General features: G+C 64.0%; 24 protein-coding genes. 7 read left to right on the top strand and 17 right to left on the bottom strand.

From position 1 onward, the window contains the following. Positions 1–24: 24 nt before the first annotated feature. From CAPI_RS04620 to CAPI_RS04605, 4 genes are all read right to left on the bottom strand, one after another. Positions 25–2,310 (bottom strand): polyribonucleotide nucleotidyltransferase, encoded by a 2,286-nt coding sequence (locus tag CAPI_RS04620; protein WP_018016876.1) that lies wholly within the window; start codon positions 2,308–2,310, stop codon positions 25–27. Positions 2,311–2,492: 182 nt separating this feature from the next. After that, the gene (rpsO, locus tag CAPI_RS04615) at positions 2,493–2,762 is read right to left on the bottom strand and encodes a 30S ribosomal protein S15 (RefSeq protein ID WP_018016875.1); all 270 of its coding nucleotides are present in this window, start codon (positions 2,760–2,762) and stop codon (positions 2,493–2,495) included. 117 nt (positions 2,763–2,879) lie between these two features. Beyond that, complete coding sequence (locus CAPI_RS04610; protein WP_018016874.1) at positions 2,880–3,839, bottom strand: nucleoside hydrolase; 960 nt, start codon at positions 3,837–3,839, stop codon at positions 2,880–2,882. Next, a complete protein-coding gene (locus tag CAPI_RS04605) occupies positions 3,839–4,843 on the bottom strand; it encodes a bifunctional riboflavin kinase/FAD synthetase (RefSeq protein WP_018016873.1) in 1,005 nt (334 codons plus the stop codon). Before CAPI_RS04605 ends, CAPI_RS04610 begins: the two co-directional genes overlap by 1 nt. Before the next feature lie 49 nt (positions 4,844–4,892). Here CAPI_RS04605 and truB point away from each other — a divergent pair, with 49 nt between their 5' ends. Beyond that, positions 4,893–5,819 (top strand): tRNA pseudouridine(55) synthase TruB, encoded by a 927-nt coding sequence (gene truB / locus CAPI_RS04600; protein WP_018016872.1) that lies wholly within the window; start codon positions 4,893–4,895, stop codon positions 5,817–5,819. Here truB and CAPI_RS04595 read toward each other — a convergent pair. From CAPI_RS04595 to rimP, 9 genes are all read right to left on the bottom strand, one after another. Beyond that, a complete protein-coding gene (locus CAPI_RS04595) occupies positions 5,816–6,496 on the bottom strand; it encodes a 4'-phosphopantetheinyl transferase family protein (RefSeq protein ID WP_018016871.1) in 681 nt (226 codons plus the stop codon). The genes truB and CAPI_RS04595 overlap by 4 nt on opposite strands. Continuing rightward, on the bottom strand, positions 6,493–7,296 hold the full coding sequence (locus CAPI_RS04590) for a metallophosphoesterase family protein (RefSeq protein WP_018016870.1): 804 nt from the start codon (positions 7,294–7,296) through the stop codon (positions 6,493–6,495). The genes CAPI_RS04595 and CAPI_RS04590 overlap by 4 nt, the downstream gene beginning before the upstream one ends. After that, on the bottom strand, positions 7,293–8,609 hold the full coding sequence (locus CAPI_RS04585) for an MATE family efflux transporter (RefSeq protein ID WP_018016869.1): 1,317 nt from the start codon (positions 8,607–8,609) through the stop codon (positions 7,293–7,295). The genes CAPI_RS04590 and CAPI_RS04585 overlap by 4 nt, the downstream gene beginning before the upstream one ends. Next, entirely contained in the window at positions 8,606–9,574 is a 969-nt protein-coding gene (locus tag CAPI_RS04580; protein WP_018016868.1) for a DHH family phosphoesterase, read from the bottom strand. Before CAPI_RS04580 ends, CAPI_RS04585 begins: the two co-directional genes overlap by 4 nt. 8 nt (positions 9,575–9,582) lie before the next feature. Beyond that, a complete protein-coding gene (gene rbfA, locus CAPI_RS04575) occupies positions 9,583–10,017 on the bottom strand; it encodes a 30S ribosome-binding factor RbfA (protein ID WP_018016867.1) in 435 nt (144 codons plus the stop codon). Between the two features lie 111 nt (positions 10,018–10,128). Beyond that, the gene (gene infB, locus CAPI_RS04570; protein WP_040356547.1) at positions 10,129–13,065 is read right to left on the bottom strand and encodes a translation initiation factor IF-2; all 2,937 of its coding nucleotides are present in this window, start codon (positions 13,063–13,065) and stop codon (positions 10,129–10,131) included. Positions 13,066–13,160: 95 nt separating this feature from the next. Continuing rightward, on the bottom strand, positions 13,161–13,430 hold the full coding sequence (locus tag CAPI_RS04565) for a YlxR family protein (protein ID WP_245531604.1): 270 nt from the start codon (positions 13,428–13,430) through the stop codon (positions 13,161–13,163). 188 nt (positions 13,431–13,618) lie between these two features. Continuing rightward, positions 13,619–14,635 carry a transcription termination factor NusA gene (gene nusA, locus CAPI_RS04560; protein ID WP_018016865.1) on the bottom strand — a complete coding sequence of 339 codons (1,017 nt, stop codon included), beginning with the start codon at positions 14,633–14,635 and terminating at the stop codon, positions 13,619–13,621. Next, positions 14,632–15,177 carry a ribosome maturation factor RimP gene (gene rimP, locus CAPI_RS04555; RefSeq protein WP_018016864.1) on the bottom strand — a complete coding sequence of 182 codons (546 nt, stop codon included), beginning with the start codon at positions 15,175–15,177 and terminating at the stop codon, positions 14,632–14,634. The genes nusA and rimP overlap by 4 nt, the downstream gene beginning before the upstream one ends. A 31-nt stretch (positions 15,178–15,208) precedes the next feature. Here rimP and CAPI_RS04550 point away from each other — a divergent pair, with 31 nt between their 5' ends. Further along, positions 15,209–16,054 carry a hypothetical protein gene (locus CAPI_RS04550; protein ID WP_245531603.1) on the top strand — a complete coding sequence of 282 codons (846 nt, stop codon included), beginning with the start codon at positions 15,209–15,211 and terminating at the stop codon, positions 16,052–16,054. On the opposite strand, the gene CAPI_RS04545 is transcribed toward CAPI_RS04550, so the two are convergent. Continuing rightward, positions 16,051–17,829 (bottom strand): proline--tRNA ligase, encoded by a 1,779-nt coding sequence (locus CAPI_RS04545; RefSeq protein WP_018016862.1) that lies wholly within the window; start codon positions 17,827–17,829, stop codon positions 16,051–16,053. The two genes, CAPI_RS04550 and CAPI_RS04545, sit on opposite strands and share 4 nt — an antisense overlap. Before the next feature lie 30 nt (positions 17,830–17,859). Between CAPI_RS04545 and CAPI_RS04540 the strand changes: the two genes are divergently transcribed. Together CAPI_RS04540 and CAPI_RS04535 are read left to right on the top strand one after the other, a co-directional pair. Then, a complete protein-coding gene (locus tag CAPI_RS04540; RefSeq protein ID WP_018016861.1) occupies positions 17,860–18,570 on the top strand; it encodes a YaaA family protein in 711 nt (236 codons plus the stop codon). An 85-nt stretch (positions 18,571–18,655) separates the two neighbouring features. Next, positions 18,656–19,759: an ATP-binding protein gene (locus tag CAPI_RS04535; protein WP_026157027.1), complete on the top strand. Its 1,104-nt coding sequence runs from the start codon at positions 18,656–18,658 to the stop codon at positions 19,757–19,759. Here CAPI_RS04535 and CAPI_RS04530 read toward each other — a convergent pair. Together CAPI_RS04530 and cobA are read right to left on the bottom strand one after the other, a co-directional pair. After that, a complete protein-coding gene (locus CAPI_RS04530) occupies positions 19,756–20,736 on the bottom strand; it encodes a class I SAM-dependent methyltransferase (RefSeq protein WP_018016859.1) in 981 nt (326 codons plus the stop codon). The two genes, CAPI_RS04535 and CAPI_RS04530, sit on opposite strands and share 4 nt — an antisense overlap. Next, positions 20,723–21,460, bottom strand: coding sequence for a uroporphyrinogen-III C-methyltransferase (gene cobA, locus CAPI_RS04525; RefSeq protein WP_083893888.1), 738 nt, complete (start codon positions 21,458–21,460; stop codon positions 20,723–20,725). Before cobA ends, CAPI_RS04530 begins: the two co-directional genes overlap by 14 nt. A 24-nt stretch (positions 21,461–21,484) precedes the next feature. On the opposite strand from cobA, the gene CAPI_RS04520 reads away from it, so the two are divergent. Beyond that, positions 21,485–22,621 (top strand): protein adenylyltransferase SelO family protein, encoded by a 1,137-nt coding sequence (locus CAPI_RS04520; protein WP_018016857.1) that lies wholly within the window; start codon positions 21,485–21,487, stop codon positions 22,619–22,621. Here CAPI_RS04520 and mqo read toward each other — a convergent pair. Then, a complete protein-coding gene (gene mqo / locus CAPI_RS04515; protein WP_018016856.1) occupies positions 22,618–24,111 on the bottom strand; it encodes a malate dehydrogenase (quinone) in 1,494 nt (497 codons plus the stop codon). The two genes, CAPI_RS04520 and mqo, sit on opposite strands and share 4 nt — an antisense overlap. 154 nt (positions 24,112–24,265) lie before the next feature. Here mqo and CAPI_RS04510 point away from each other — a divergent pair, with 154 nt between their 5' ends. Together CAPI_RS04510 and mtr are read left to right on the top strand one after the other, a co-directional pair. Next, positions 24,266–25,279, top strand: coding sequence for an alpha/beta hydrolase (locus tag CAPI_RS04510; RefSeq protein WP_156806769.1), 1,014 nt, complete (start codon positions 24,266–24,268; stop codon positions 25,277–25,279). Between the two features lie 10 nt (positions 25,280–25,289). Beyond that, complete coding sequence (gene mtr, locus CAPI_RS04505) at positions 25,290–26,705, top strand: mycothione reductase (protein ID WP_018016854.1); 1,416 nt, start codon at positions 25,290–25,292, stop codon at positions 26,703–26,705. Positions 26,706–26,708: the final 3 nt, after the last annotated feature.

The following is a 26,708-nucleotide window of genomic DNA, read 5'->3' as shown; positions in this document are numbered from 1 at the left end:
TGAGCGTGGCCCGAGGCCTGTCCTCTAGTCCTCGTCGGTGACGGGAACCAGCGAGATCTTGCCGCGGTTATCGATGTCAGCGATCTCGACTTCCACCTTTTCGCCGACGTGGATGACGTCCTCGACATTCTCCACGCGGGTGTTGCCGCCGAGCTTGGAGACGTGGATGAGCCCATCAGTTCCCGGCAGGATGGACACGAACGCACCGAACGCCACGGTCTTGACGACAGTGCCCAGGTAGCGCTCCCCCACCTTCGGCATCTGCGGGTTCGCAATGCCATTGATACGTTCGATGGCCGCGTCTGCCGCGCTGCCCGAGGCGGCGGACACGTAAATCGTTCCGTCATCCTCGATGGAGACTTCGGCCCCCGTCTCCTCCGTGATCTGGTTAATCGTCTTGCCCTTCGGGCCAATGACCTCGCCGATCTTGGATACCGGAACGCTGATCGCCGTGATCTTGGGAGCAAGCGGGCTCATTTCGTCGGGGCCCTCGATGACCTCGGCCATGGTGTCCAAAATGGCTTCACGTGCGTCCCGCGCCTGATCCAGCGCCGACGCGAGCACGTCGGAGGGAATGCCGTCCAACTTCGTATCGAGCTGCAGGGCAGTGATGAACTCGCGGGTGCCCGCCACCTTGAAGTCCATATCGCCGAAGGCGTCCTCGGCACCGAGAATGTCCGTCAACGCGACATATTCGGTTCGCCCGTCGACCTCGCCGGACACGAGGCCCATCGCGATGCCCGCAACCGGGGCTGCCAGCGGGACACCCGCATTGTAAAGAGACAGGGTAGACGCGCACACGGAGCCCATGGAGGTCGAGCCGTTGGAACCGAGCGCCTCGGACACTTGGCGGATGGTGTACGGGAACTCCTCTTTGGGGGGAATGACAGGCGTCAACGCGCGCTCGGCAAGTGCCCCGTGGCCGATCTCGCGGCGCTTCGGGGAACCGACGCGGCCCGTCTCACCTGTGGAGTACGGCGGGAAGTTGTAATGGTGGATGTAGTGCTTGGACTTCTCCGGGGAGAGCGAATCAATCGTCTGCTCCATCTTGAGCATGTCCAACGTTGTCACGCCCAGAATTTGCGTCTCTCCGCGCTCAAACAGAGCGGAACCGTGCGCCCTGGGAATGAGCTCCACCTCAACCTCGAGGTCACGAATGTCCGTCACACCGCGGCCGTCGATGCGGTAGCCGTCACGCAGGATTTTCTCGCGGACGAGGGACTTCATGAGCGCGTTGTAGGCAGCTCGGATCTCCTTCACGACGACTGCGGTGTCCCGGTCATCGTCGTCAAGGTCGAACTTGTCCAACAGTTCTTCCTCGACCTCCGCCATATAGGCATTGGTCGCTTCGTCGCGCTCTTGCTTGCCGCTGATAGTCAACAGCTTGGAGAGCTTCTTCGACGCTTTCTTTTCCACGGCTCCGTAGGTGCGGTCGGAATAAGCCGGGAAGAGCGGGAATTCGCGGGACTCGCGCGCCGCTTCCTCCGCCAGAGCCTTCTGGGCGAGGCAGAGCGTGCGGATGTACGGCTTCGCCGCCTCGAGCCCCTGGGCCACGGTCTCCTCGGTCGGGGCCGGGGCACCCTGCTTAATGTGCTTGACGACGTCAACGCCAGCACCGGCCTCCACCATCATGATGGCGACATCGTCCTCAGATGTGCGTCCCCGCTTGCGCTGGACCACACGGCCCGCGACCACCATCTCGAAGAGGCAGCGCTCGTGCTGGGCTCGGTTCGGGAAAGCGACCCACTGGCCCTCCGGGTGCTTGTCATCCGCAATCAGGGCCATTCGTACGCCACCAACCGGGCCCGACACCGGCAAACCGGACAGCTGCGTCGCGGCGGAAGCACCATTGATGGCCACCACGTCGTAGTACTCGTCCGGATTCATGCTCAGCACCGTGATGACCACCTGCACTTCGTTGCGGAGGCCCTTGACAAAAGTCGGGCGCAGCGGACGGTCAATGAGGCGGCACGCAAGAATCGCTTCCGTGGAGGGGCGGCCCTCCCTGCGGAAGAAGGAACCGGGAATCCGGCCGGCCGCGTACATCCGCTCCTCGACGTCGACGGTGAGCGGGAAGAAATCGAAACCTTCCCGCGGCTGGTTGGACGAGGTGACGGTGGCCAGCATCATCGTGTCATCGTCGAGGAAGGCGGTCACGGAACCGTCCGCCTGACGCGCGAGCTGCCCAGTCTCAAAGCGGATGGTGCGGGAGCCAAAGTCGCCGTTATCGAGGACGGCGACCCCCTCGGTGATTCCGTAGTCCTCGTCCACGTGGACGTCGAAGGAATTTTTGGGGGTAAAAGTGGTCAAAAGGTGTCTCTCCTCGTTTGGTCCGGCGATCGTCGGTGCCGCCGTGTTTCGTCATCTAGTCTGTTGCGTCTGGGGTAGCGCAGCCATTCTACCAGGTACTCCCCCGAGTGTCCCAGCCGAGAACGCGAAAAACCCGCCTGCCACCGCGGGGTAGGCGGAGAGGCGGGTTAAGGCGCGAGCTGCTAGCGGCGCAGTCCCAGGCGGGAGATCAGGCTGCGGTAGCGCTCCACGTCGTTCTCGCGCAGGTACTTCAGCAGGCCACGGCGCCGGCCAACGAGAAGCAGCAGGCCACGGCGGGAGTGGTGGTCGTGCTTGTGGAACTTGAGGTGCTCGGTAAGGTTATTGATCCGCTCGGTCAGCAGGGCGACCTGGGCCTCGGGCGAGCCCGTGTCCGTCTCGTGGAGGCCGTAAGCGCCGAGGATCTCGGACTTCTTTTCGGTAGTCAAAGACATGGTGATACTCCTTATTTCAGTCCGCACTGCGTGTGCTCCGGGCGTAACTGCTGCGGACCACAGTCGATTTCCTCTTGCCCGGAACTTCAGCAGGTGAGAGTACCCCAGGCCTGTTGGCTAGCCCAAATCACCTGCGGCGAGCCCCGTGATCCGGTCCATGAACTCGTCTAAGAACCTGGCCACATCCACGGCCACGGCAACGTGGGCGGTCTTTACCGGGTCGTTGAGCCGGGTTTCGTCGCCAATCGTGCGCCCCCGCGTCGGGCCCTCCACATCCGTCTTCATGTTGATGTCGAGGAGCGTGACCAGCGACGGATCGATGGCCACCGCGACCGCGAGAGGGTCGTGCAGGCCGCACCCCCCCAGGTGTGGTGCGGTGGTGTCATACGCCTTGATGTAGTAGTTCGTCGCTTCTGCGAGGAAGTCTCCGGCCGGAGTACCCAGGGCTTCCCACTTCGCTGTCTCCTCTCGGGTCAACAGCGTCTGCAGGGTGACATCAAGACCCACCATGGTGACATCCGCTGCGCTGCGAAACAGCAGGTCCGTCGCCTCAGGGTCCTGGTTCACATTGGCCTCCGCCCACGGAGAGACATTGCCGGGCACTGTCAGCGCCCCTCCCATCATGATGATGTGGGCGTTGCGTGCGAATGCCGCGGACCGCTCAGCGGCGGCTGCGATTGTCGTGGACGGACCGGTCGGGACGATGACGAGGTCGTCGCCGTAGCGTTCCGTAGATTCGATCAGAAAGTCCACCGCGTCCCGCTCTTCGACCGCCCTGGCGGGATCGGGAAGAAGCGCCTCGCCGATGCCGTTTTGGCCGTGAATGAACGCAGAAATGTCGAGCACCTCGAACCCGTCCTTAGCGCGGGCGTGGTCCGGTCCAGCGAAGACAGGAACATCGGTGCGCCCAAAAAGCTCGAGGATGGCAAGCGCGTTGCGCACCCCCGTGCTGACAAGCACGTTTCCGTACGTTCCTGTCACCCCGATCAATTCCAGCTCCGGGCTTCCCAGTGCGTAGGCGAGAGCCAGCGCGTCGTCGATGCCGGTGTCGAGGTCAAGAATTAGCTTGCGTGTCACTATTCGCTCCAGTCCTTCTCAGGGTGTTGGGCAATGCCGAGGATGTCGCGGGTCCGATTTACGTCGCGCGCCATGTTTCTGAGCAACTCGTCCACGGAGTCAAACTTCACCATGTCTCGAACCTTCCCTACGAATTCGACGCGAGCCACGTGGTCATACAAATCGGCGTTCCGGTCGAGGACAAACGACTCGACGCTGCGACGACAATCCCCAAAGGTGGGATTCGTGCCCACGGAGACGGCGGCGGGATAACGGACATCCGCAAGCATGTCCCCTTTCAGCTCGGTCTCGCTGCCCAAGATGGTAAACCACCCCGCGTACACGCCGTCGGCGGGTAACGCGGAAATGTACTCGACGTATTGGTTTGCCGTGGGGTACCCGAGTTCGCGGCCCCCGCGCCCCGCGCCCCGTTCTACCGGAGCGGTGACAGAGAAAGGCCGTCCCAGATACGCGCGAGCAGCCTCGATGTTCCCGGCGGCGAGCTCGTTTCGGATCGCGGTAGAGGAGATGCGCGCGGAACCGTCGTCAAGGAGGCTGACCACCGTTACTTCGACGCCATTCTTATGGCAGAGGTCGACCATCGTCTCGGCCGTGCCGCGAGCACCGGCACCGAACGTGAAGTTCTCGCCCACGACGACGTGTTGAGCGCGCAATCGCCCCACGAGCGTGTCTCGAACGTATTGCTCGGGGCTGTCTCCCGCGAGCTCCGCACGGAAATCGATGACGACGAGGTGGTCCACTCCGAGCTCCCCGATGAGGCGAGCTCGTTCTTCGAAGGTTGCCAGTGCGCGAGGCGTGTCCTCGGGAGAAAAGACGGATACCGGGTGTGGGTCAAAGGTCATAACGACGCTCGGCAAGTCTCGCAAACGCGCCTCCTCGACAGCACGGTTGATGAGCAACTGATGGCCGCGATGGACTCCGTCGAAAACCCCGATGGTTACTACAGTCCCGTCCGGCTCACCAAAGCCCGCCGGCACTTGGCTCAGGCCGCGCAAAATATCCACGTGGCTACCCTACGTGATGCCGTTTCGGGGTCGGGCATACTTGGTCGCTATGACAGCTCTCAGCTCCGACCCCCTCGCGACATCTGGCCTCGTTATCGTCGACAAGCCTGCTGGCATGACCAGCCATGACGTTGTCGCTCGCCTGCGTCGCATCTACCAAACGCGGAAAGTCGGCCACGCGGGGACCCTAGACCCCGCCGCCACTGGGGTTCTCGTGGCTGGCATCGAACGAGGCACGAAACTGCTCACTCACCTCGTTGGAGAGGACAAGGTCTACGCGGCAGCGATCCGACTCGGCGCGTCCACGACAACTGACGACGCCGATGGCGACGTCACCGCCCGCGCGGACGCACAAACTCTCGCCGGAGTGACGGAGGAGGCGGTGCGCGCGGGCGTCAACAAGCTCACTGGCCCCATCTTGCAGCGGCCCGCGGCCGTTTCCGCGATCAAGATAGGCGGCCGGCGTGCCCACGAGCTGGTTCGCGAGGGCGCTGACGTGGACCTGCCCGTTCGCCCGGTGACGATCCATTCCTTCGACATCATCGACATCCGACGGGGCGAGTTCATCGACGTCGACGTCCGCGTGCACTGCTCGTCCGGAACGTACATTCGCTCCCTCGCCCGAGACCTCGGTGCAGACCCACTCGTGGGAAGCGTGGGAGGTCACCTCACTGCGCTGCGCCGGGAATCGGTAGGCGTCTTTTCACTTGACGACGCCCAAACTCTGCCCGACCTCGAACTCAACCCCCGTCTAAGCCTCACGCTGGACGAGGCGCTCACGCGGGTATGGCCCGTCCTGCCCGTGTCGGAGGCCGAATACGCAGACCTCGCCATGGGAAAGTGGCTCGAACCCCGGGGCCTCAGCGGCACCCACGCCGCTATCCGCGCCGACGGACGCGCCGTAGCCCTCGTCCGAGAATCCGGCTCGCGTCTCGCGTCCATCTTCGTCGCGCGGCCGTCTACCTTGGATACCTAGTGAATGAACCGGGCTGCGTGCTCAGCGGTGACAAACGCCGAGGTCACGATGAAGCCGGCGCGCTCCTTCCATCGACCTTCGAAGAAGGGGACAGGCGCCGGGCGGGCGAGGATGTAAGAGGTGAACGTCCCGTCCGGGTGAACCTCGATCTCGGCCCCGTCGAAACCCAGCCATCTGCGCGAGAGCGGGAACCAGCACTTATACGTCGCTTCCTTGGCGCAGAAGATGAGTCGATCAGCCCACTCGATTCCGTTGGAGCGCATCGTGTCGATTTGCTGGCGCTCTTGGGAGCGGGCAATCTGATCGACGACCCCTTCCGGCAGCGGGCCCGCTGGCTCGCAGTCGATTCCCACGGAGACGAGGTGATCGACGGGGGCGACGACCGCGGCGCGGAAACCCTCGGTATGCGTCAGCGAGCCCGAGACCCCGTCGGGCCAGAGGGGCATTCCGCCCTCGCCCCGCAGAATCGCTTCACTGGAACCATAACCGAGCTCGGCGAGCGCCTCGTGGGCGCACCAGCGGGCATCGCCGAACTCCGCTTTTCGACGGTCCACCGCGCGGCTGACCAATCCTTTTTCTTCGGGATGGAGTTGGTTGAAATTAGTCAGGTCGACCGCGGAGTCGGTACGCATGTAGACATACCGCGCCGCGCGTGGAAAGAGGTCGCGCTCAATCATCGCCCACCCCATTCCATAACCGGGTAGGGCCACGGCTGCGTGCCCGCCCTGCTCTGCCACTCTCGCGGGTAACCGAGCGAGACATCGACGTGGGCGACGCCATCGATCATGGTTGTCCCGGGCATGTGCAAGTGGCCGTAGACGACTCTGCGGGCGTTGTAGCGGGTCGCCCAACCGTGGGTGTGGCGCGTCCCGCTCCACAGGGAAATGTCCGACAACCTCAGACGAGTGGTCGGTTTCCTTTCCAAGGGCCAGTGGTTCACCAGAACGGTGGGACCATGTATTCGGGACAACCGCTTGGTGGTGTACGCCAACCTCTCCCAGCACCACGCCCGGATGTCGGCGAACGGGGCGATGGCAAACTCATCCGTCAACACCACGTTCCTTTCCCGTGCCCCCTCTAGGGCCTCCTCAACGGTGACGCCTGCCGGCCGAAACGAGTAATCGTAGAGGGTGAACAACGGAGCGATTGTGACACCCCCGAAGAGCGGGTACGGGTCTTCGGGTGTCATGACTCCGAGGCCACGGATGACGTCGACAAGTTTTGCGTATCTCTCTCGGCCCCGGTAACGGTCCGTGGAGCGGGAAAAGAGCTCGTGATTGCCAGGGGTCCAGATCACGGTGTCGAACCGCTCGGCGAGGGATCCCAGGGTCCGGGCGACCAGACCCATGTTTTCGGCGACGTCGCCGGCGACAATCAACCAATCCCCAGGGTTTTCGGGAGCGAGCCCCGCAATCCGCGGTCCGTTCGCGCCGACGGCCGCATGCAGGTCAGACACCGCCCAGAGTGTCACGCTCATGTCATTGATCCTTGACGCGCCCACCTCGAGGAACGGAACCGCCACCCATCCCCCGCAGCTCTAACGACGAGAGACATCAGGTGCCCGACCCAGATACCGGTTAATCCCCAGCCGGCGACCCAGGAGACCGCGATAAGCGGGAGGAATGCGCCGATGACCCCGCCCGCAGTGAGGTTCCGCAGGAAAACTGCGTCGCCGGCGCCGAGGAGCACACCGTCGAGCGCAAAGACCACCCCGCCCACCAGAATCATTGCTACCATCAGCCACCAGGGCATGCTCAATTCCGCTAAGACAGCGCTGTCTCGCGTGAAAATCTTCTGTATCGGCCCGGCAAGAACCGCGAAGATCAGCGCAAGAACCACCGCGAGCACGGTGCACAAGCGTGTGGCATACGCACCGAACTCCCGCGCCTGTCCAACTCTCCCCGCACCGAGCGCCGCACCGGTCAGCGTTTGGGCTGCGATGGCAAGCGAGTCGAGGACGAGGGTGAGGAAGTTCCAAATCTGAAGGAGAACTTGGTGTGCGGCAAGGACCGCGACCCCGGCCCGACCGGCCACCGCGGCCGCTGCGAGGAACGACACCTGGAAACTCAAGGAACGGAGAACCAAGTCGCGCCCGAGGAGGAGCTGGGAGCGGATGACCGACCACCGCGGCGCCCAAGAACCCCCGCCCCGGCCGTGCTCGCGGATCAGCACAGCGACGAAAGGTACCGCCGCAAGGCCCATACCCAGAAGGTTAGCGTAGGCCGACCCCACCAAACCGAATTTGCCAACGAAAACCGGTAGCGCGAGAGCACCCGGTATCAGGCCACACAGAGTGAGACGAAATGGCAAGCCCGTGTTGTGCACACCCCTCATCCAACCGTTCCCGGCCATAACCAGAAGAGTCAGCGGAATCGCTCCCGCAGCAACGAGCATCCAGTTAGCCGCCTCACGGGCGGTGTACTCGTCGGTGGTAAAAATGCCAGCGAGCGGACGCGCCCACAGCACAACGACGAGTGAGAGCGCGATGCCGACGAACAGGGCAACCCATGAGGCCTGCACGCCCTCCTCGACGGCGGCATCGCGTTTGCCCATTCCATACAAGCGGGCCGCCCGCGCTGTCGTCCCATACGACAAAAACGTCAGCTGTGTTGTCACTGTCGACTGGACAGCGGCACCCGCGGCGAGCGCCGCGAGCTGGGCGGGGCCCAGTGACCCCACGACAGCGGTATCTAGCAAAAGGTACAGCGGATTCGCGGCCAAGACCCCCAGAGCCGGCAGAGACAATGAGAGAATCTGCCGCGCCGAAGTGCCTGTTGTCAGCTCGCTCACCGGATCGCCGCCAACACGCGATCGATCACGGCTTCACGCGTCCCGTGCGCCGACAACCCGGCTGCCGGCACGTGACCGCCGCCGCCCAGCTGCTCCGCAACAACTGCCACATTCGAGCTATTCGACCGGAGGGAGACGCTCCAGTAAGTCTGTGCCTGTTGCTTGAGCACTACCCCTATGTCGCAACCCGAAACAGAGCGGGCGTAATCGATCACAGTTTCCACCGCGGTCTGGCTCATCGCCCGCAGTGAAAGTTCACCGATCGTGAACACGCCTACACGGTGGCCCCCCGCCTCGCAGATCTGCATGCCGGCAAGCACGTTACCGAGGTGGACGAGATCCGAAGGGGTCATGGAGTCCATCAATTCCAGGGTGATGGACCGAGTGTCCAGCCCAAGGCCTGTCAATTCGGCGGCAAGAACATGCATCCGCTTCGTGCCCCACCGGAAATTTCCGGTGTCTGTGACCAAACCGGCATAGAGGCAGTGCGCGAGGTCGCGGTCAAGGGCAACTCCCATATGCGAGAGCAGTTCCCGCACCATCATCGTCGTGGACTCGGCTCGTGCGATGAGGTTGAGGCCGCCGAACCTGGGGTTTGTCGCGTGATGATCGACGACGATCACCCGCGCAGGATCGGCGGCGAGCGCGTCCGAAAACGCACCCGTTCGATCCACCGAAGCGCAGTCCACGGTCACGACGAGGCCCGCGGTGGGCAATTCGTGGCCGTACACAATGTCCCCAACCCCCGGGATACCTGCCAAGTTCGCTGCATGGGGCATTGTTTGCCCAATGCGTACCTCCGCCCGCTTGCCCCGCCGACGTAACCCTGACGCTAGAGCGCAGGCGGAACCCACCGCGTCGGCATCGGGCTTGATGTGGGCTACCACCGTGATGTTCTCAGCCTCCACGAGGGCACGCGACACGGCAGCGAACTCCTCGCTGAGGTCAGGAAAAAGCAAGGCCACGAGGCGCCTTATGCGTCCGGCGTCTTGTAGGGGTTGCCTTCGCCCGCGAACGTGGCGTTTTCCCGCAGCTTCGCCAACTCCTCATCGCGGGCGCGCGCACGGTTAAGCAGCTCTTCCATTCGTGCGGAGGATTCCGGCACTGTATCGAGCTCGAAGGAAATCGTCGGGGTAAACCGTACTCCTAGTTCATCACCGACAATCTTGCGGATCTGCCCGCGCGCACGACCGAGCGCTTCTTCCGCCTGGTCGTAGTCTGGTTCGTCGTCGATCGCGCGCCCGCGCACCGTATAGAACACCGTTGCGTCGTGAAGATCGCCCGTAACTCGCGCGTCGGTGATGGTGACGAGCTCTAGGCGGCGATCTTTGACCTGCCGCTCGATCGCACTCGCCACGATTGTCTGAATTCGCTTGGCTAGCCGCTGGGCGCGTGAATTGTCAGCCATGACTTCTCCTTAGAGATCGGGGCGAGATGGTCCGTCCATATCCTACCGCTTGACGACGACACGCCCGCGAGCTGGCCGAAGCGCGCTCGCGGGCGTGTGTCAGTGCACGTACTAGGTCCGAGGAACCTCAACCATTTCGTACACCTGAATCACGTCGTCGACCTGGATGTCGGGGTACGACAAGACCATGCCGCACTCGTAACCCTTGTCTACTTCGGTGACATCATCCTTTTCGCGCCGGAGCGATTGGATCGTCGCTTCCGCCGCGATCACGTTACCGTCGCGCACGAGGCGAGCCTTCGAGTTACGACGCACCTTGCCGTCCGTCACCATGCAGCCGGCGATGAGACCAACAGAGGACGCCTTGAAGATCTGGCGAATCTCGGCCGAGCCCAAATCGCGCTCCTCGTAGATCGGCTTGAGCATGCCCTTGAGCGCAGCCTCGACGTCGTCAATGGCCTTGTAAATCACGGAGTAGTACCGGATTTCCACGCCTTCGCTGTTCGCCTCTTCCGTCGCCTTGCCCTCAGCGCGAACGTTGAAGGCGACGATAACGGCATCCGACGCGGCGGCGAGGACGACGTTGGTCTGGGTCACAGCACCGACACCACGGTCGATGATGTTGACCTCGACTTCGTCGTCGATCTCGATCTTGAGAAGCGCCTCCTCCAGAGCTTCCACCGAACCGGCGTTGTCGCCCTTGAGAATGAGGTTGAGCTGGCTGGTTTCCTTGAGCGCCTGATCCAGGTTCTCCAAAGACACACGCTTCTTGGTTCGGGCCTGCATCGCGGAGCGAAGGCGCGCGTCGCGCTGTGCCGCGATCTGGCGAGCAACCCGATCGTCCTCGACGACCAACAGGTTGTCGCCCGGGCCCGGAACGCCGTTGAGGCCCTGAACCTGAACCGGACGTGACGGGCCAGCTTCCTCGACGTCGTTGCCCCATTCGTCCAGCATGCGCCGGACGCGGCCATAGTTGCCACCGACCACGATCGAATCGCCGACGCGCAACGTACCGCGCTGGACAATTACCGTAGACACCGGACCGCGGCCACGGTCGAGGTGGGACTCGATCGCGATACCCTGAGCGTCCATGTCGGGATTCGCGCGCAGGTCGAGCGCGGCGTCCGCTGTGAGCAAGACCGCCTCCAGCAAGTCGTCGATACCCGTGCCCTGTTTGGCGGAAATATCGATGAACATGGTGTCCCCGCCGTACTCCTCCGGGATGAGACCGTATTCAGTCAGCTGCCCACGGATCTTCTCGGGCTGCGCCTCAGGCTTGTCGACCTTGTTTACCGCGACGACGATCGGCAGATCGGCGGCCTTGGCGTGGTTGATCGCCTCGACCGTTTGCGGCATCACGCCGTCATCTGCAGCAACGACAAGGATCGCCAAGTCCGTCGACTTGGCACCTCGGGCACGCATGGCGGTAAACGCCTCGTGGCCAGGGGTGTCCAAGAAGGTGATCTGACGCGGCTCGTCCTCGAGCGAAACCGTGGTCTGGTACGCACCGATTCCCTGGGTAATGCCGCCGGCCTCGCCGGACCCAACATTGGCGCGACGAATCGTGTCCAACAACCGGGTCTTGCCGTGGTCGACGTGGCCCATGACGGAGACCACCGGGGGACGCTGCTGGAGCTCCTCGTCACCTCCGACGTCCTCGCCGAACTGCAGGTCGAAGGACTCGAGCAGCTCGCGGTCCTCGTCTTCCGGAGAGACGACCTGAACGTCGTAGTTGATCTCGGCTCCGAGCAGCTGAAGGGTCTCCTCAGGCACGGATTGCGTCGCCGTTACCATCTCACCGAGGTTGAACAACGCCTGGACCAGGCTCGATGCCTCCGCACCGATCTTTTCGGCGAAATCCGACAGGGTCGCGCCCTGGCGCAACCGCACAGTCTTTCCGCCGCCGTCGGGCAGACGCACACCACCGACAAGGTTCGGAGCGTGCATCTCCTCGTACTCGTTGCGCTTTTGACGCTTTGACTTACGCCCGCGCCCTGGAGCGCCACCGGGGCGACCGAACGCTCCAGCCGTTCCACCCCGGCGCCCTCCGCGCCCGCGGAAACCGCCGCTTTGAGCCGGTCCGCCCTGGCCCGGCCCGCCTTGGCCGCCACGGCCGCGAGAACCCGCGCCCGCGCCCGACCCGCCTTGGCCACCGCGGCCGCGTGCTCCAGACGCCGCCTTGGACGGCATCTGGCCTGGGCTGGGGTGGGCCGCCATATCGGAAGGGGACGGGCGTCGCTGGCCACCCGGGCGAGGGCCGCCGGGACGCTGGCCTCCCTGCGCGGCACCCTGGCCACCCTGGCCACCTTGTCCACCACGGCCACGCGCACCCGCGCCACCGGATCCACCGGGTCGGGGCGTGCCAGGGCGCGGAGAGGACGCACCCGAGGAGAACGGGTTGTTAGCAACGCGAGGACGCCCACCCGGCTTGGGAACCGGACGGGGCATGGCATTAGCCGGCGTCGGACCTGCGGATGGCTTGGGACCAGCCGGCTTGGCGCCGGCATTATTTGCGCCGGGAGCTCGCTGAGGAGCAGGTTTGGCACCGGGCCGCGACGTAAACTCCGGCTTCGCAGCGGGTGACTTCGCGACGGGCGGCTTGGGGGCCGCGGGTTTCGGTGCGCCAGGCTTAGGTGCTGCGAACGCCGGTTTGGGGGCAGTCTGAGCCGGTACCGTCGGGGCTTCGGCAGCCGCAGCAGGTTTTGTCGCTACAGGCTTCGGTGCGGCCGGCCTCGCAGCGGTCGGCTTTGCGGAGGTGGGCTTCGGGGCGGACGCCTGCGACGCCTCAGGCTTCGGCGCGGCGGGCTTCGGCGCTGTAGGACGCGCTGCGCTCGCAGCGCCTGCGGGCTTTGCAGCGGGTTTCGCTGCACCGGTGTTTCCACCGGATTTTTCCTCGTAAAAAGCCCTCATCTTCTTCACCACCGGGGGTTCGATGGTGGATGAGGCCGTTTTCACGAACTCGCCTTTCTCTTTCAAGGCGGCGAGCAATTCTTTGCTCGTGATGCCTAGTTCCTTGGCGAGTTCGTGTACGCGTAGCTTTCCGGGCACGTGTCTCCTCTTAGTTTGGTGCCAGAGGTGGTACCCGGAAACGTCCGGTTACTTACCTCGTGGCGTTGTCAGTGACTGTCATCGCTGATGCTGCTTCACGGTTGCGTACTCATCAGTGTTCGGTCTTCCTTACGTTTTGGTTCTTTCGCCACCCCGGCGATGTAAGCGCGGACGTCACGCACATCCGGCGGGGCGGTAAGACGAAGGGCGCGGCCAAAGGCGCGTCGTTTCTCCGCCAGCTCGAATGCCTCCAAGGTGGGGGTAATCCACGCTCCGCGCCCAGGAAGTGACCTGGACGGATCTGGCAGCACCCGTCCCGACCCATCAGGGGCGGCGACAAGGCGCAGCAAGTGGGTATCGTGCATGGGTTTTCGTGTAGCGATGCAGGTGCGAATGCGGATGCGTCTGGAACTCATCCACGTCCTTCCCGTCCATGTGTACACCTAACACAGCAAAACCCGCCCATCATGCAGGCAAGCGATAAGCCGTTGGTCAGTCTACGCCATCAGCGCTCGAAAACGTAGTCGCCTCTTCTGCTGATCTGGCGCACCATCTAGGCTTCGCGGTCGGCTGCCTCACTATCGGCATGAATGTCGATCTTCCAGCCCGTCAACCTAGCCGCAAGGCGAGCATTCTGCCCCTCCTTACCGATGGCGAGGGAAAGCTGGTACTCCGGCACCGTCACTCGCGCGGACTGGGCTTCCGCGTCCACAACGTCAACACGTACGACCTTCGACGGCGCGAGGGCGTTGCCGACGTACGTGGCGGGGTTTTCTGAGAAGTCGACGATATCGATTTTCTCACCCCCGAGCTCCTTCATGATGTTCGATACGCGGGCACCGCGCGGTCCGATGCACGCACCCTTGGCGTTCACGCCTTTGACGTTGGCCTTGACCGCCACCTTGGAGCGGTGTCCCGCTTCTCGGGCGATGGCGACGATTTCGACAGAACCGTCCGCCACTTCGGGGACCTCCAGGGCGAACAAGCCGCGCACCAGCTCCGGGTGCGTCCGGGAAAGGTTGACCTGGACGGCGCGGTCACCCTTGTTCACGCCCACGACAAATGCCTTAACGCGGTCACCATGGGTGAGACGCTCCCCCGGGATCTGCTCTGCCGGAAGCAAGATGCCATCTTGGGGGTCTTGCTCGGTACCGAGTTGAACCACGGTAATTCCCCGGGACTCCGCCGGCGCGTCCCGCTGGACGACACCGGAGACGACGTGACCCTCGATTTCCGAGTAGGCGCTGAAAACGCGCCCCGCCTCAGCCTCACGCAACCGGTGGAAGATTGCGGAGCGAACTGCGGCCGCGCCGATCCGAGAGAAGTTGAGGGGAGTGTCGTCGTACTCGGAAACGACCTCGCCGTCGGCGCCGAGCTCGCTGACGATCACGGCGACATCACCGGTCGTCGTATCAATGTCGACCCGCGCCCGCTCGTCGTCCGGCGCGGGGGTCTCGCGGTATTCCCGGTACGCCCCGAGTAACGCTGCGCCGATCGTCTCAAGCAGCTCGTTCACGGCAATGCCGTGCTGCGACTCAATCGCTTTTAACGCGTTGACGTCGATATTCACTTGTCTACCTCTCCATCGACGGCCAGCTCGCTGGCCTGATCAAACGACTTTTCCACCAGCTCGAGCTCCCCGGCCGGCGGCGTATTGAACTCAATTTCTACCACTGCCCCGTGCAGATCCGAAACTGCCCGGACATGCACGGCCTGGGCGCCCGCCGAGATGAGAACGACGAACGTGCCCTCGTTGTTCAGTGCGCCGATCCGGAACGCGGCGCCGTCTACTTCGATCCGCCGTCCGCGGTTGCGCCGCCAGTGGCGGGTTTCCGTCAAGGGGAGGTCAACACCGGGGGTTGTGACCTCCAACCTGTACCCCGCTCCGAAGTTGAGGTCCTGGGCGTCTTCTTTGGCGTCGAAAAGATCGCTGAGCTCGTTGGACAAAACTTCTAGCTCGTCGAGAGTAGGGTGCGAGTCCGAATCAACCGACACCACAACCTGGGATTTGGCCCCGGCCTTGACCACCCGCACGGCGTCGACGTCCATGCCGTGGCGCCGGGCAACCGGCTGGATGATGTTGGTTAATTCTTCAACTCCGGGAAAGGCCATGCGGGAAATCCTATCGTGTAGCCTTTCCGGCGTGAAAAGACTGCTCGTGGTGCTTCCCGCCGCCGTCCTCGTGTCATCGTGTTCGGTGATGGACATTCTCGGCCCGCGGCCCAACGCCGAGATCATGGCGCTGGCCAAGCAAGCATCAGCCGATGGTATTTCGCTCATCGGCGACGGAGCCGACCCTGCGACGGCAGCAACGCTGCGCCGCACCCAGGCAGATCAGCTTGTCGAGGAGGCACGTCGCCTGTGTGGGACCGACAGCTCCGGGCAAGCACCCACCTCCTGCCCTACCGGGTACGGCGATACGGATCTTCCAGCCGGCGCTGTTGATGAAGCGTCGTTGATTGACCAAGTACGCGCGGGCGCGGTGGCAGCGGCGGAGAAGGTCCCGGACGATTCGGTTGATCTGGTCGTAGCCCAGGCGGTGGACGTTGTCGCCCTGCAGCCGGTGGACCTTTCAGGTGACTCCAGCGACTCCAGCGTCTCCAGCGTCTCAGTGTCGGACACGTCCGACCTTGCCGCCGCACACGCTCTGCTTCACCGCGAGTTCGCCGTCGAATACGGGCTCGACATGGCGGCGGCGTTCGCGGATTCCGAGCTGGCGGCCCGCATTGAAGCGCTGCGCGCAGCGTCGATGCAGCGCCGAGCCGCGTTGACCGCAATCCTTGAACCCAGCGGGGACGTGCCCCTTCCGGCAGCCGGCTACGAGCTCGTTACGGGTGGCGCCCCCACGGGCACCGAACAGGCGAGGGCTCTTGTCGACGAGCTTCACAGCCAGCTTGTCACCGCATGGCGTGAGGCAGCCGCTGACGCGCTCAGCGCCACGTGGCGTAGGGCGGCCATCGATTTGGCGGCCCACGCCCAGCGCAGCTAGGCGCGAACGAGCCCGACCAGCTTATCGACGACCTCCGTGGCGGGCACTTCGAGCGTTTCCCCGCCGCGGATCCGCAGTTCGACAACCCCGTCCGCGAAGGAGCGGCCCAGGATCACAATGAAAGGCATTCCCAATAGTTCGGCGTCCTTGAATTTGACACCCGGGGAGACCTTCGGACGATCGTCGAAGAGGACCTCAATCCCCGCCGCGTCGAGCTGTTCGACGAGCGCCGCGCCCGCCTCCATCGCCGCCGCGTCCTTGTTGGCGACGGCCACGTGCACCTGGTAGGGCGCGATCTCGACCGGCCACACGAGCCCTTTATCGTCATGGCGCTGCTCAGCTACGACCGCGACCATGCGCGAGACGCCGATACCGTACGAGCCCATCGTCGGGGTGGCGCGCTTGCCGTTCTCGTCGAGGATGCTCACGTCCATCGCCTCGGTGTATTTGCGGCCCAGCTGGAAAATATGGCCCAGCTCGATACCGCGGGCGATCTTTACCGTGCCGTTCCCGCTCGGCGAGGGGTCGCCCTCGCGCACCTCCGCAGCTTCGAGGAAGCCGTCGGGCTCGAAATCGCGGCCGGCGATGAGGCCGACAATGTGGCGCTGGGGTGCGTCCGCCCCAGTGATCCAGGAACTACCGCGCACAACCCGCGGGTCAGCGTAAACCTTGACGCCGTTGGATATGAGGCTGCGGGGACCTACGTATCCCTTGACCAAGAACCCGGACTGAGCGAAGTCCTCGTCGCTGGCTAGCTCAAAGGTCGCCGGCTCAAGCGCCGCCTCAAGCCGCTTCTCGTCCAGCTCACGATCCCCCGGGATAAGGACGCCAGTGAGCTGGGGGCCGGCGGGCTCGCCATCGTCGTTAAGGTTGCGCGGGTCGGTCACCTTGATGACCATGCACTTCAGCGTGTCGGACGCTTCGACTTCGCGCCCGTCCACCTTAATCCCTTCGTCGCGCGCCCACTGGACAAGAGCGTCAATCGTCTCGGACTTCGGAGTGTCGTACTCGCGCGCCTCGGGCAATCCCTCGACCGTGCTTTCTTCCGGCGCGACCGTGGTGACCGCCTCCACGTTCGCCGCGTAATCGCCCGCCGTGGACACGACAAAGGTGTCCTCACCGTTTTCGGAGTAAGCGAGGAATTCCTCCGAGGCCGACCCTCCCATCGCGCCCGACGTGGCCTGGCAAATCTCGTAGCGGATGCCGACACGGTCAAAGATGCGGGTGTAGGCCGCGCGATGCGCCGCGTACGATGCGCCGAGGCCCTCGTCTGTCATGTCAAAGGAATAAGAATCCTTCATTACGAACTCCCGCCCGCGCAGAATTCCCGCCCGCGGGCGCGCCTCGTCCCGGTACTTCGTTTGCACCTGGTAGAGCGTGACCGGAAAATCCTTGTACGAGGAGTACAGGTCCTTGACGGCGGCAGTGAACATTTCTTCGTGGGTGGGGCCCAGCAGCATATCCGCACCCTTCCGGTCTTTTAACCGGAACAAATCATCGCCGTATTCCGTCCAGCGGTTTGTCGCCTCGTATGGTTCCCGGGGCAGCAGTGCCGGGAACAGCAGCTCCTGGGCCCCCATAGCGTCCATCTCCTCGCGCACGATCGCCTCGACTTTACGCAGCGTACGCAGGCCAAGAGGCAGCCAGGAGTACACACCCGGCGCGGCGCGGCGGACGTACCCCGCCCGCACGAGGAGTTTGTGGCTGGGTACCTCAGCGTCCGCAGGGTCTTCGCGCAGCGTGCGCAGGAACAGCTGAGATAGGCGTGTAATCATGCGGGACATCTTAGCGTTAGGGTGTGGGGCATGCTCATCGTGCTCCCACCCTCTGAGACGAAGGCGGACGGCGGGGAAGAAACCGCTTTTGACCTCTCTTTTCCCGCCCTCGACGGGGTCCGGCAGTCGCTTCTCGACGACCTCCGCGCCCTCGACGTCGACACGATGATGGCCTCCCTCAAACTGCCCGCCTCGAAACGCGCCGACGCTGAGCAAAACAGGTCGCTCCGCTCAGCCCCCGTCATGCCCGCGATCCTGCGGTACACCGGGGTTCTTTACGACGCCCTGCGTGCCACCACCCTTCCCGCCCCCGCCACAGCTCGCCTAGCAGTCGGGTCCGCTCTTTTCGGGCTCGTCCGCGCCGGCGACCTCATCCCCCGGTACCGCCTCTCCGCGTCCTCGAAAGTGCCTACGCGCGATGGGCGTGCTGTGACTATGAAGGCGCGCTGGGGGACGTCGATTAGCGACGTGCTATCGGAGGAGGGGTTCATCGTCGACCTGCGTTCGGGTTCCTACCTCGCCCTCGGCCCGTCCGCGGGTGCCGTGACCGTGCGGGTCGAAACGCTCGTTGGCGGCGCCCGTAAGGTGGTCAGTCACTTCAACAAGAAATACAAGGGTGAACTGGCTCGCGCCCTAGCTCTCGGGCCGGACTGCGGGTCGGTTGACGACGTGGCCGTCGTCGCACGTGACGCCGGGTTCGAGGTCGAGGCGTCCGGCACTCAGCTCACTGTGGTTGTTTAAGGAACACGTCACCAGCCTCCGACGTAATTATCAATTTATCAACGGCGTCCGATTATCAAATTATCAATCGCCTACACTGGGGCGCATGTCGAACCCGTTCCGCCCCACCTTTGGAGCCAGCCCCCGTGTGTGGGCCGGCCGCGAAGCCGTGCTCAGCGACTTCGACCGCGCCGTGGCCAACGGGCCGGGCGACCCGCACCGCAGTCTTATCGTATCGGGTTCGCGGGGCATCGGTAAGACCGTGCTGCTCACCGAGCTGGAGGACCGGGCAAGGAAGCAGGGGTGGCTCGTGGTGCGAGCATCTGGACGCGAGGGGATGGCACAGACCCTCACCCTCTCCACCATCCCTGAAACCCTCTCCGAGCTCGAACCCCAACCGGACCGCAAGCTAACGGGGTTCTCGGTGGCCGGAATCGGGTCGGTGAGCAGCGAGCTCACGGAGGAGGCCCCTCCCGTGCCGCGCCTTACCTCCGCGATGCGAAAACTCCTCGCCGCCATCACAACTGGGGTTCTGATCACCATCGACGAAGTCCAAGACGCCGACCCAGCTGACCTCTCCCACATCGCCGTCGCCTACCAGGACCTCGTCCGAGACGACGCCGATGTCGCCCTCGCGATGGCCGGCCTCACTCGGGGGGTCAACCGCTTGCTCGACCTCCCGGGGGCGACGTTCATGCGCCGTGCGCGCCATTATGAGCTCGGCCCGCTCACGCTTGACGACGCCGCACGGACCCTTACCCAGACCGCCTTCGAAGCGGGACGCTCGTTCACGCCCGGTGCCGCCGAGGCCGCCGCACAATTCACCCAGGGATACCCCTTCCTCGTGCAGCTGATCGGCTACCTGGCATGGGACACTTCATCCGGAGAGATAACGGAAGGGGTGGTACATGGGGTGCGCCAAGAAGCCGTTGAGCGACTGGGTACGCAGATACATCAACCCTCGCTTCGCGACGTCCCGCCCCGCCAGCGGGAGTACCTCGACGCGATGGCGGGGCTAGACGGTCCGGTGGTAGAAACGTCGGTGATAGCAAAGACGCTGGGCCGACCTCTTTCAGCCGTGAGCGACACCCGCAGCAAGCTCATCGAGCGTGACCTCATCATGCCCGCCGGCTGGGGCCGGGTAGCCTTCGCCCAGCCATATTTGGGCGACTTCATCCGCAGCCACCGTGGCCCGCGACGGATCAGCTAGCGGGCGGTGGCGCGCAGCACGGTGTAGCGCTGGTTGCGGGCGACCTGCTCGACGGATCCAAGCCTGCGCTCCACCTCCGGCCTGTAGCGCAAATGCGAGTTGTGTACAAGGTAGAGGCAACCACCCGGAGCGAGGAGGCGGGCGGAGGCGTCGAGAAGCGATGAGACGAGCGTCGCGTCGACCGTGGTTCCCGCGTGGAAGGGTGGGTTGAGGGCGATCGTGTCGAAAGTACCCGCCGGGAAGCGCGAGCCCGCGTCGTCCCAGGTCGTGCTGAGCCCGATAGCGCGGGCTGAGAGGACGGCATCCGCGTCCGAATCGGTCGCCGTGATGTCACCGTCTAGGCCCCGAGACACCGATCCGTTCCCACACCCTAGGTCAAGGAATCGCCCGAGCTGGGCGGGTAGCGCGGAGCGTAAGAGCTCGCCTCCGTGGTCCGCGCGGGCACCACTGAAAACACCGCCGACAGCGACGAGCCCGTCTCCGGCCGCTGGCTCGTAGGTGACATTGCGCGGCCCTGTGGCGACGAGGCAGCGAAACTTCCCTCGCCCGCGAGACGCGGATACTTCCTCGAAAGACGTCGCAAGCGTCTCGTTCATTGAGCGCGCGAGGTGCTTGTTGTTCGCCCCGAACACGCACGTAACAGTGTCAAAACCGGCGCCGGCGATCGAACGGGCCAGGTAGTCCAACCGGGACAGTGACTTCGGCATCTCCCCGACCGCTACAGCCGAGCCATTCGACCCCGCCAGGAACTCATCGAGACGCCGGTCCCCCGCGATCTGCGCGCCCAGGGAGATGGCTCGCTGGCACCGTGAGTAATCGGAATCGAGCACGACAACCCTACGGCCAGACCCGCAGGCTGCAGCCGTCAAATCCCCGGTCGGGTCATCGCAGACGAGGATCGTGTCCGCGGTTGTCAGGCTTCCCGCATCCGCTCCACCGGAAATCTGGTCGAGGATGAGGGAATCAAGCGTGCGCAAGACCCGCCACCTCCCCGATTACGTACACCGCCGGGGACCCCACCGACTCGCGTTCGAACAAGTCGGGCAGGTCCGCGAGCGTGGAGCGGAAGGTGCGCTGAGCGGGTGTTTCACCATTTTGGATCACAGCTGCGGGGGTGGTGGGGGGAAGGGCCGCGTCGATCAGCGCCTCGGCGATCGCGCGCACGTTGCGTACACCCATGATGACAACGATCGTGCCACCGACGCGGGCGAGGGCGTCCCAGTCGACGAGGGAGCGGGCGTCGCCGGGCGGCAGGTGACCCGAAACTACCGTGAACGAGTGCGCCACCCCGCGCTGGGTAACAGGCACGCCGCCAGCCGCGGGCACGGATACCGAGCTTGTGACTCCCGGGACGACAGAACACGGGACACCGGCCGCCGCGCACGCTTCTACCTCCTCGTAACCGCGCCCGAAAACGAAGGGGTCACCGCCTTTCAGGCGCGCGACGGCGCGACCAGCGCGGGCATGCTCGACGAGGAGGGCGTTGATACGCTCCTGGGCAACCTGCTTTCCGTAGGGCAGCTTCGAGACGTCGATAATCTCCTTGCCCGTGAGATCCATAAAGTTGTCCAACTGCGCGGCCGGACCCAAATGGTCCGCGAGGATGACGTCGGCTTCTTGCAAGGCTCGCGCCCCGCGAAGTGTCAGGAGATCCCAGTCCCCCGGCCCGCCTCCCACTAAAGTGACCCGTCCACTACCCATGGGCACCAAGTCTAGGCTGGTGCCATGAACGCCCCGGACCTCGCCCACACATTCGCCGAGCACCTGCCCGAGATGGCTGTGCCCGGGCAGGCGGCCACGTTTCCCACTCCCCGCATCGAAGTGCTCAACGAACCGCTCGCCCGCGAACTCGGCCTCGACCCTACGTGGTTGCGCACCGAGGAGGGGACGGGGTGGCTCGCAGGAGCCACCGGTGGCCACGCCACGGCTTACGCGGGCCACCAGTTCGGCCAATTCGTGCCCCTTCTTGGCGACGGTCGCGCCCTGCTCCTCGGCGATGTCACCGGCCACGAGATCCAGCTCAAGGGATCAGGCCCCACCCCCTTTTCCCGCCCCGGCTCCGACGGGCTCGGCGCGCTCGGCCCGATGCTACGCGAGCACCTTGTCAGCGAATTCATGCACGCTGTCGGCGTGCCCACGACACGCTCTCTCGCGGTGCTGAGCACTGGGCAGAAGATCATGCGACGACAGGGCGTGGTACCGGGCGGGATTGAGGTGCGCGTAGCTCGCTCTCACCTGCGAGTCGGGTCAATCCAGTACGCGGCGATGCGTTCGGCGACGCTGCTCAGTTCGGTCGTCACCGCGGCGGGGTTCTCCGGCCCCGATGAGCTCCTCAGGGAGGTCATTGAACGGCAGCTCAGACTTGTCGCACAGTGGATGCGCCTTGGATTCGTCCACGGGGTGATGAACACGGATAACACGACGTTGTCAGGTGAGACGATCGACTACGGCCCCTGCGCTTTCACGGAAAACCGGAACCCCTCCGCTGTCTTTTCTTCGATTGACGTTGGGGGCCGCTACGCCTTTGGAAACCAGCCCGCGGTCATCGCCTGGAACCTCACCCAGCTCGCCGAGGCACTCCTCCCCCTGATTGGCGAGCGGGCAGCTCAAGGCGCCTTGTCCACCATCGACGAGCGTTGGGATCACTACTGGTTGTCTATCCCCGAGCAGCAACCCGTTTTTCTCCCGAGAAACTGGATGCTGGATCGCGCGTTAACGACGGCGGAGCGCGACGGTGATCTCACCCCATTCCTCGAGCTCCTCGCCGCGGTCACCGACCCCTTTAACCCCGATGCCGGTCCCGGCTGGATGGCCACCCCCGAGTCGGAGGATGGCCAGTTCATTACCTACTGCGGTACTTAGACGAGATCGAGCGTCTTCTGCGTCCAATCCCATTGCTCTTGAAACGCCGCGGCGTCGGTTTTCAGGGACTTCCCGTAGGAGGGGAACATCGCGCGGAGCTTGTCGGACCACCCGATCATTCGCTCGCCGAAGCAACGGGTCAGCAGTTCGAGCATTGCTGCGGGAGTGATCGACGCACCGGGCGACGCGCCGAGGATACCCGCGATGGTCCCGTCTTGGTCGTTGACCAGCGCGGTACCGAACTCGAGGGACCCGAAGGCCGGAGCGGCCGCGGGCTTGATCACCTGCACGCGCTGGCCTGCGACGACAGTGTCCCAGTCCTTCGGATCAGCATCAGGGTAGTACTCGCGCAGGGTCTCCATTCGCCCATCGAAGTCCTTGAACACCTCCTCGACGAGGTACTTAACTAGGCCGAAGTTCGTGGCTGCGACGCCGAGGTAGGACGGGGTGTTGTCCGGGCGGATGGACTTGAACAGGTCGAGGTAGGAACCCTTCTTAAGGAACTTGGGGCTCCAGCCACCATAGGGGCCGAAGAGGAGGGACTGCTCTCCTTCGATCACGCGCAGGTCGAGGTGGGGAACGGACATCGGCGGGGCGCCAACCTTCGCCTTGCCGTACACCTTCGCTTGGTGCTGCTGGACCAGCTCTTGGTTTGCCGTGCGAAGCCAGAGGCCGGAAATCGGGAACCCAGCGTAGCCGCGAACCTCTGGAACGCCGCCCTTCCGAAGTAGGTCGAGCGCGTACCCGCCCGCACCGACAAAGACGAAGCGCGCCCGAACCACCTGCTTGTCACCGGTGTTTACGTTGCGGACGGTCACCTTCCACCCGCTTCCATCGCGCTTCAGGTTGATCACCTCGTGGCCGTAGCGCACGACGGTGCCGTTCGCCGTAGCGGCATCAAGGAACTGGCCGGTCAGGGCCCCGTAGTTAATGTCGGTGCCGGCATCAATCCAGGAGATTGCCACGGGCTCGGACTCGAAGTCTCGACCCTTCGCCATGAGCGGGAGCTTCTCGGAGAAGACGGACGCGTCATCGGAGAACTGCATATCGGGGAACATGTGGTTCTGGGACAACACATCGTAGCGGCGGCGCAGGTAGTCGATTTGGCTTTCACCCTGCCCGAAAGACACGTGCGGAACGGGGTTGATGAACGCCTTTGGGTCGGACAACTGACCCGTTTCGAGTTGGTGGGACCAGAACTGGCGAGAGAGCTGGAACTTCTCGTTAATTGCGAGGGCCTTGGTCACGTCGACCTTGCCACCGATTTCGGGGGTGTAGTTGAGCTCGCACAGGGCGGAGTGCCCGGTGCCCGCATTGTTGAGCGGGTAGGACGACTCCTGTGCTGGCCCGTCGAGACGCTCGAAGATGATTTGGGACCAACCCGGCTCCAGATCCCGCAACATTGCGCTGAGCGTGGCGCTCATGATTCCGGCCCCGATGAGCAGGACGTCTGCTTCGTCCCCAACCTTTAAACCGTCTAGATCAGACATCCGTTTCATCCTCTTCGCTGTGAATTGCCATAACTCCAGACCCCCGCCGGGGCCGGTCACTGTCGACTTGACCTGAAAGTTTACGCCCTTTTGCTCCCCGGGTATTAATAAGTCACGTCCGCACGAACCGGCGCGTTTGCCTACTATCATTCATATGCACAGCGGTTCAACGCCCCAACGACTCACGGACCTGACATGGGAGGCGGATATTCTCGGCCCCGGTTACGAAAGTGCCCACCTTGAAATGGCCAATAATGAACAGGCCACCCTGGTTCGGTCGATTCCCGATGCCCCGACCGGAAAGCCGGCCCTTCTCTGGGTCCACGGGATGTCCGACTACTTCTTCCAAACCCACGTTGCGGACTATTTCACATCACAGGGCTACCCGTTTTACGCGATCGATTTACGACGGTGCGGCCGCTCGCATCGCGGCGAGGAGTTATGGCATTACACGACCGACCTCTCGGAGTACTTCCCCGAGCTGACAATTGCTCTCAACCTGCTGGCGGAAAAACACGGCACCGTCGTGCCGGTGGCGCACTCGACCGGTGGCCTGATCGTGCCCATCTGGGCCGACGAGCTGCGTCGCCGCGATGTCCGCTCCCACAGCAACCTGGCGGGCCTCGTGCTGGACAGCCCGTGGCTTGACATGCCATTTCCCGGCTGGACCGTACTGCTCTTGCGGGGCCTGGTGGCGCTGCTCGGGAAACGGTTCCCCACCATTCGCCTCCTGAAAGGCGGAACGGGCACGTACGGCAGATCCATCTCGGCCTCCGAACACGGCGAGTGGGATTTCGACCCCCGCATGAAGCCGGTCAAAGGGCATAACGTGGAGCTCGGCTGGCTCCGCGCGGTCTTCCTGGGCCAAGAAAAGATCCATTCGGGAGAGGTCGACACGGGCGTGCCGATGCTAACGTTGTGTTCCTCCCACTCCTATTTGAGTAAGCCGTACTCGGCTGCCGCCGACACCGCGGACACGGTCCTTGACGTCTCGCAGATCCGGAGGTGGGCTCCCACGCTCTCCTCCGATGATTCCACCGTCGAAGTCATCAACGGCGCCCGCCACGACGTGTTCCTTTCGGAAAAACACGCCCGGGAGACCGCTCTGACCACGACATTGTCGTGGCTGGAACAGGTAACCGCCGACTCCAGTGACGAAGAGGCCTAACCTGACTTCCATGTCTGCTCCCTCTTACGACGAAGTCGCCACCCCAGATGCCCACTTCGACCTCATCATCATTGGCGCGGGATCCGGCAACACGCTCATCGGACCCGATTTCGACGGTCTCTCCATTGCCGTCATCGAAGAAGGCCGGTTCGGCGGGACCTGCCTCAACGTCGGTTGTATTCCCACCAAAATGTACGTCAAGGTCGCCGACCTCGCCTTCGAGGCCGCCCACGCCGGACGCCTCGGCCTTGACATCGAGTACAAGAGCGCGGATTGGAACGCCATCGTCGACCGCGTTTTCACCAAACGGATCGACCTCATCGCTGCAGGGGGCGAGGAGTACCGCCGCGGCGACGGCTCCCCCAACGTCACGGTCTTTGACGGCCACGCGACGTTCGTTGCCCCCCGCACTCTGTCGACGGCTCAGGGCAGTCAACCCCGCGTCATAACGGGCGAGCGCATAGTCATCGCGGCTGGGGCGCGGCCCGTCGTTCCTGAGTGGGCCCAGCAGGTCCCCTACCACACGAGCGACGACATTATGCGTCTGAGCCATCAGCCGGCGTCTCTCACGATCGTCGGCGGGGGATTCATCGCGATGGAATTTGCGCACATTTTCCAATCGCTAGGCGCCCGAGTGACGGTGGTTAACCGCTCTCCCCTCCTTCGACGTCTGGACCGCGACCTGTCGGAGCAGTTCAACTCCATTGCGGCAGGCACCTATGACGTTCGCACCGGGCGGACGGTAGACAGGGCCGATCACGGACCTGACGGGGTTACCCTCACTCTCGACGACGGGTCCAGCGTCACGTCGGAAGCGCTCCTCATAGCGGTCGGCCGCCGCCCCAACGGCGACCTGCTCGACGTCGACAAAGCCGGCGTCGAGCTACTCCCAGACGGCCGGGTGCGAGTGGACGAATACGGCCGTACGACAGCCGAGGGTGTGTGGGCGCTCGGTGATGTCAGCTCCCCCTACCAGCTTAAACACGTGGCGAACGCGGAAACCCGCGCCGTCGCCCACAATCTGGCACACCCGGAAGACCTTGTCCCCCTACCCCACGACCACGTTCCTTCGGCTATTTTCACGCACCCGCAGATCGCTACCGTCGGGATGACAGAGGCAGAAGCTCTCGACGCGGGCCACGACGTGACAGTCAAGGTGCAGAACTATGGCGACGTGGCATACGGGTGGGCCCTCGAAGACACCACCGGGGTGGTCAAACTCGTGGCGGACCGGCAATCGGGCCGCCTCCTTGGCGCGCACTACATGGGTCCTCAAGCCTCCACGCTGATCCAGCAGATGATCACGGTCTTGGCCTACGACATCGACCTGCGCGGTTTCGCCCGATCCCAGTACTGGATCCATCCTGCTCTTGCAGAGGTGACAGAAAATGCCCTGCTGGGCTTGGAGTTCGACGAAACCGACTAAGCC

The sequence above is a fragment of the Corynebacterium capitovis DSM 44611 genome (assembly GCF_030440535.1).
GTDB lineage: Bacteria > Actinomycetota > Actinomycetes > Mycobacteriales > Mycobacteriaceae > Corynebacterium > Corynebacterium capitovis.
The sequence above is the reverse complement of the archived record's forward strand: the minus strand, read 5'-3'. Positions and strand labels throughout refer to the sequence as shown.

What these genes read in the sequence shown, in the direction of transcription:
- rpsO (WP_018016875.1), bottom strand. Translation starts at nt 2,762, where the DNA reads ATGTCTTTGACTACCGAAAAGAAGTCCGAGATCCTCGGCGCTTACGGC.
- truB (WP_018016872.1), top strand. Translation starts at nt 4,893, where the DNA reads ATGACAGCTCTCAGCTCCGACCCCCTCGCGACATCTGGCCTCGTTATC.
- CAPI_RS04595 (WP_018016871.1), bottom strand. Translation starts at nt 6,496, where the DNA reads ATGATTGAGCGCGACCTCTTTCCACGCGCGGCGCGGTATGTCTACATG.
- CAPI_RS04590 (WP_018016870.1), bottom strand. Translation starts at nt 7,296, where the DNA reads ATGAGCGTGACACTCTGGGCGGTGTCTGACCTGCATGCGGCCGTCGGC.
- rbfA (WP_018016867.1), bottom strand. Translation starts at nt 10,017, where the DNA reads ATGGCTGACAATTCACGCGCCCAGCGGCTAGCCAAGCGAATTCAGACA.
- CAPI_RS04565 (WP_245531604.1), bottom strand. Translation starts at nt 13,430, where the DNA reads ATGCACGATACCCACTTGCTGCGCCTTGTCGCCGCCCCTGATGGGTCG.
- rimP (WP_018016864.1), bottom strand. Translation starts at nt 15,177, where the DNA reads ATGGCCTTTCCCGGAGTTGAAGAATTAACCAACATCATCCAGCCGGTT.
- CAPI_RS04545 (WP_018016862.1), bottom strand. Translation starts at nt 17,829, where the DNA reads ATGATTACACGCCTATCTCAGCTGTTCCTGCGCACGCTGCGCGAAGAC.
- CAPI_RS04540 (WP_018016861.1), top strand. Translation starts at nt 17,860, where the DNA reads ATGCTCATCGTGCTCCCACCCTCTGAGACGAAGGCGGACGGCGGGGAA.
- CAPI_RS04535 (WP_026157027.1), top strand. Translation starts at nt 18,656, where the DNA reads ATGTCGAACCCGTTCCGCCCCACCTTTGGAGCCAGCCCCCGTGTGTGG.
- cobA (WP_083893888.1), bottom strand. Translation starts at nt 21,460, where the DNA reads ATGGGTAGTGGACGGGTCACTTTAGTGGGAGGCGGGCCGGGGGACTGG.
- CAPI_RS04520 (WP_018016857.1), top strand. Translation starts at nt 21,485, where the DNA reads ATGAACGCCCCGGACCTCGCCCACACATTCGCCGAGCACCTGCCCGAG.
- mqo (WP_018016856.1), bottom strand. Translation starts at nt 24,111, where the DNA reads ATGTCTGATCTAGACGGTTTAAAGGTTGGGGACGAAGCAGACGTCCTG.
- CAPI_RS04510 (WP_156806769.1), top strand. Translation starts at nt 24,266, where the DNA reads ATGCACAGCGGTTCAACGCCCCAACGACTCACGGACCTGACATGGGAG.
- mtr (WP_018016854.1), top strand. Translation starts at nt 25,290, where the DNA reads ATGTCTGCTCCCTCTTACGACGAAGTCGCCACCCCAGATGCCCACTTC.